The organism is Saccharomonospora halophila 8, assembly GCF_000383775.1.
Classification (GTDB): Bacteria; Actinomycetota; Actinomycetes; order Mycobacteriales; family Pseudonocardiaceae; genus Saccharomonospora; species Saccharomonospora halophila.
This window is the reverse complement of the sequence record NZ_KB912506.1, coordinates 10,145-15,000: the sequence shown is the minus strand read 5'-3', so window position 1 is coordinate 15,000 and position 4,856 is coordinate 10,145. Positions and strand designations below refer to the sequence as shown.

General features: G+C 72.7%; 5 protein-coding genes. 1 reads left to right on the top strand and 4 read right to left on the bottom strand.

The window, feature by feature from the left end; genetic code table 11:
* The coding region (locus SACHA_RS23715) for a glycoside hydrolase family 2 TIM barrel-domain containing protein (RefSeq protein ID WP_332253547.1) at window positions 1–1,150 on the top strand (1,150 nt) is incomplete at its 5' end.
* 20 nt (window positions 1,151–1,170) lie between these two features.
* On the opposite strand, the gene SACHA_RS0106075 is transcribed toward SACHA_RS23715, so the two are convergent.
* The 4 genes from SACHA_RS0106075 to SACHA_RS26000 form a co-directional block, all read right to left on the bottom strand.
* Window positions 1,171–2,703: a 1,4-alpha-glucan branching protein domain-containing protein gene (locus SACHA_RS0106075; protein ID WP_019807999.1), complete on the bottom strand. Its 1,533-nt coding sequence runs from the start codon at window positions 2,701–2,703 to the stop codon at window positions 1,171–1,173.
* Window positions 2,700–3,491 (bottom strand): class I SAM-dependent methyltransferase, encoded by a 792-nt coding sequence (locus SACHA_RS0106070; protein WP_028662935.1) that lies wholly within the window; start codon window positions 3,489–3,491, stop codon window positions 2,700–2,702. The genes SACHA_RS0106075 and SACHA_RS0106070 overlap by 4 nt, the downstream gene beginning before the upstream one ends.
* Window positions 3,492–3,831: 340 nt before the next feature.
* Complete coding sequence (locus SACHA_RS0106060; RefSeq protein WP_019807993.1) at window positions 3,832–4,296, bottom strand: DUF1828 domain-containing protein; 465 nt, start codon at window positions 4,294–4,296, stop codon at window positions 3,832–3,834.
* 213 nt (window positions 4,297–4,509) lie between these two features.
* A complete protein-coding gene (locus tag SACHA_RS26000) occupies window positions 4,510–4,842 on the bottom strand; it encodes a DegV family protein (protein WP_332253554.1) in 333 nt (110 codons plus the stop codon).
* Window positions 4,843–4,856: the final 14 nt, after the last annotated feature.

Sequence of the window (4,856 nt, the reverse complement as noted above, 5' to 3'; positions counted from 1 at the left end):
GGCTCCGCCCGCGCCGGAGGTGGAGGTGGTGGTCTCCGAGCCGGACGGCGGTCCGGTGGCGCGGATACGCGGCCCGGCGGGACGGCGGCTCCGGCTGGACGTGCCCGGCGCCCGGTTGTGGAGCCCGGACGATCCGTACCTCTACGACGTCACCGTGCGCCTGCACGATACCGCCGGCCGGGTCGTCGACGAGGTCACCAGCTACACCGGGCTGCGCACGGTCGGACTCCTCGACGACGGGCACTCCCGGCCGCGGATTGCGCTCAACGGGCGGATCACGTTCCTGCACGCCCTGCTGGACCAGGGTTACTGGCCGGACGGCGTCTACACCGCCCCCACGGACGAGGCGCTGCGCTCCGACCTCGAACGGGCGAAGGCGCTCGGGTTCAACAGCGTGCGCAAACACGTCAAGATCGAGAGTGCCCGCTGGTACCACTGGGCCGACCGGCTCGGCCTGCTCGTCTGGCAGGACATGCCGTCCCTGCCGGTCTTGCTGGACAACCCGCCGGGTCCGCAGCCCGCCCCCACGCGGCGGGCGCGGGAGCGCTTCGAGAGCGAACTCGCCGCGATGGTCGGACAGTTGGCCAACGCGCCGTCGGTCGTCGTCTGGGTGGTGTTCAACGAGGGCTGGGGCGAGTACGACACGGCACGGGTGACCGGCACCGTCCGTGACGCGGACCCGACCCGGCTGGTGGTGGCGGCCAGCGGGGTCAACTGCTGCCACTCGCATCCGGACACCGGGGCCGGGGACCTCTACGACGACCACACCTACGTGGGGCCGGGCACCCCGGAGGTACGCGACGCGCGTGCCGTGGTGGACGGCGAGTACGGCGGGATCGGCCTCACCCTGCCGGGGCACGTCTGGCCCGGGGAGCCGGTGGCCTACGAGACCGTGTCCGACCCGGAGCGGCTGACCGGACGGTACGTCGAGATCGCCACCGCCCTGCGGGCGGCGATCCGGGAGCAGGGCCTCTCCGGCGCCGTCCACACCCAGCTCACCGACGTGGAGAACGAGGTCAACGGTCTGCTCACCTACGACCGCAGGGTGGTGAAGGTGACCGCGGCCGTGGTCGCCGAAACCAACCGGGCGGTGCTCGCGGCGGGTGGCGGACACCCCGAATCGGCTCCGGACCCGGATGCCCCCGGATAGTCGACCCGCGGACCCGCCGGTCAGGCCCGCAGACCGCGGGCGTCGAGGTGCCCGAACGGGTGCGACGCCGCGCGCATCCGTCCGGCCTCGGCACGGGCGGCTCCCGCGTCATGGCGGGACAACCCCGCCAGCCGGTCGAATGCCGCGGTGTGCCGTTCGGCGCGGGCCCGCGCGTAGTCGGCGGCCGAGTCCTTGGTCACCATGAAGGCCCAGTCACTGGACAGCGCCAGCATCGCCTCCGTGACGGCCTGGTCGGCCACCGGGTCCCGGCTCGTGCGCGGGGCCGTCGTACCGTCGGCGAACGCGAGCAGCCTGCGTTGCAGGTCCGCGTTGTCCCGCACCATGTCGGCCACCTGCTCGCCGTCCCAGACGCGCCAGTCCTTGCCCGATCCCCAGGAGGAGGCCGGCAGCCGCACCGGATCCGCCAGGTGTCCCGCCTCCTCCGCGCCGCGCAGGGTGGTGACCCGCACCCCGGCCTCCGGCAGCGCGCGCAGCACCGCCTCCAGCCATGCGGGCCCCTCGTGCCACCAGTGCCCGAAGAGTTCGGTGTCGTACGCGGCGACCACCAGTGAACGCCTGCCGTGCCGCTCGCGCAGTGCGCGCAGCCGGGTCACGACCGTGTCGACGAAGTCGTCCACGTGCCTGTGCAGTGTTCGGCCGGCCAGTGCGGGATCGTACGGGGCCTTGTCCGCGGGCGCGACGTGTTTGCCGGTCACCCGCGCCGGTTTGAGCCCCACGTCGTGGTCCCAGGTGTGGAAGTCGCGGTAGTGGGCGTGTCCCGGATACCCCGACTTCGGCGACCACACCCGGTAGGTGACCTCCAGGTCGCGTCCGAACGCGACCACGTCGGACGAACCCACGGGGTGCGCGGCCGAGGTGTCGCCCCGCAGCGCCGGACCGTCCACGAGGAACCGGCGCACGCCCGCGGCGGCATAGTGGTCCTCCATACCGGGGGCGTATCCGCACTCGGGGGCCCAGATCCCGCCGGGTCGCCCACCGATCCGCAGCGCGGTGTCGTCGAGCCCGGTTCGCAGGGCGAACCCCCGCACGCGCGGGTCGAGCAGAGGCTGGAACGGGTGTGCGGCGGGTCCACCGAGCGGTTCCACCACGTCGTCGTCCACAAGGGACCGGAAGAGGGGGGAGAAGCCGTGCCGCCAGCGGGTCTCGAAGTCGTCGGTGGCCGCCAGCGCGGCCCGGTGCTCGACGGCGGCGAGGTCGGCCGGCGATTCCCGGCCACGCCACAGCGAGGCCGCGTGCTCGGCGCGCAGCCGCCAGTGCCCGAGCCACTCGTGGAAGGCGCGCAGGCTGTACGGGTCGTCGAGCTGGGCGGCGAGCACCGGCGTCACGCCGAGGGTCAGCACGTCCCGCCTGCCCTCCCCGGCGAACCGGCGCAGCAGGTCCACCACCGGCAGGTAGGAGTGCGCCCACGCCTGGTACAGCCACTCCTCACCCACCGGCCAGGCGCCGTGGTGGGCCAGCCACGGCAGGTGGCTGTGCAGCACGAGGCAGAACGTGCCCTCCTCGCCGCTTCCCGCGCCCGCGTGGGGCGTCACGGCCTGGCCGCCACGGCGACGAGGTCCAGGCAGGCGTCGAGCTCGCCCTCGCGGGGGTCGCCGTCGTGCAGGTCGAAGTCGGCGGCGGTCAGCGCGGCGATGTCGGACAGCAGCGGCTCCGGCCACACGGCCTGCCCCGGCAGTGCGCCCAGCACGACGTCCAACTGGGCGTCGATGACCGAGCCGCCGTAGCGCCGGTCCAGTTCGGCCGCTCCGGCACCGTGGTACAGGCCCCGCGGCGACTCCACCACGAACCCGGTGTCGTGCAGCAGAGCGTCCAGTTCGGAGGGTGCGAGTTCCCGGGTGTGGAACGGATTCAGCGGGGTGGGGGAGTCGGGCGTGAAGGTCAGCCGGTTCGGTGTGGTGACCAGCAGCCTGCCGCCGGGCCGCAGCACCCGGCGGCACTCGGCCAGGAATCCCTCCTGGTCCCGCAGATGTTCGAGGACCTGGAGGGTGGCGACGACGTCGACGCCCCCGGTGGCCACGGGCAACGTGGAGAGGTCGGCCAGGGCCACGTCCACGTCGGGGTAGCGGTGCGCGGCGTGCTCCGTGGTGACCCCGTCGTAGTCGAGGGCGAGCACCCGGTGTGCGTGTCCGGCGATCAGCGCGGCGCCGTAGCCCTCGCCGCACCCGGCCTCCAGCACGACCGCGTCCCGGCAGTACGGCACCAGCGCCTCGTAGGCGGCCTCGTGCCGCCGGAACCAGTAGTTCTCCTCGGGCACGTCCGGAACCGTGCGCTCCCCGGTGAGGTGCAGGGTGGCGGCCCGGTCTGCGGCTGTGGGTGACACGTGCGGGATCTCCTGGTGCTTCTCGGTTCCGTACGGCGTGCGTCCGGCGGAGACTCGCTGCCCACCGAATCCGGCGGGAGGGCCCGGCGACGGTGGCGCACCCCGCACAGCGCACCGTATCCGACCCAGCCCCGCAGGAAGTTCCCGCGCGGCGGCGCCCGGTCTCCACCGGCGGCGCCCGCGGGCTTCCCGCCGACATGCCGGTCGGGTCCGGGAGCCCGAGGTGGCTACCGTGCTGCCGCGAGCCGGGTGGTGTAGATCCGGCTTGCGTCCTGGGCGGCCACCGCGGCGGTGACCTGCCGGATCCGGCCGGACTTCTGTGGCAACGGCGCGCGCGGGGTCACTTCCCGTGACTACCTGCGATGTCGATGAGCCGACCGATGACGCGGTCCCGGAAGGGAACCGGTTTGCTCGCCGACGCCAGCCATCGGAGTTGATCGATCCTCAGGACCGACTCGGCAACGGCGAAAACAAGCCTCCCGAGGTGCTGAGCGTTCCCCCATGCTCCGATGACTCCCTCTTCTGCGGCGAGCGAGTCGCCGCCTGATTCGGCCACAGAGTGTCTCCATGCCCCCGACACGCTCGGGCTGTCGATGTTCACGTCGGCCATGTGCAGACGCATCGCGGTCGCGCCCTGGTCGGTCACGTGGATGCCGCCTTCGTAGGACTCGACGAACAACGTCACCCGATCGCCGTCGTAGAACCGCATCGGTGTCGTCACGAGGTGGCCGTGGCCGTAGGGGGTGACCACGATGTCGTCGTTGACGTATGACAGAAGCGCTGGAGCGATCTTCGTCTCGTCCACGCTGGTCAGCTCCCCGGATCCGTCCAGTATCCGTCAGGGAGAGCGACACAGCACTCGGTGGCGAACGCCTCGAAGACGGCTCGGTAGGTACCCGGAGGAACCGTGGGGCTGAGCGTGGTCCGGCAAAGTCTCCGGTGACTGCGTGGCAAGCGCGGGTCTGCGGGCGGGTCGCTCACCCCGGACCTCCCACCGTCCGCCCGAGTGCGGGCGGGTCTACAACGTCGGGGCGACCGTGACGCCGAGGGCACCGGGGCCGACGTGCGCGATGATCACTGTGCTCGCCTCCACCAGCATGATGTCGTTCAACCGGGGGATACGCTCGCGGAGCCGCCGGATCAGCGTCATCTCGCGGTCCGACCGGGTCACGCACGCCACGGCCACGTCCACGGGCCGGTCCCCCGCATGGCTCGCGGCGAGGTCGGCGAGCCGGTTGAGCGCCCGCCTGGTGCCCGGGACGCGGGTCCTCGGGGCGCCCGTCGTACTCGTCGAGGTCGTTGCGGTCGGCGTCGATCTCCTTGTCGGTGAAGCAGTCGACGGCGGGCTCACTGGCCTGCACCCCG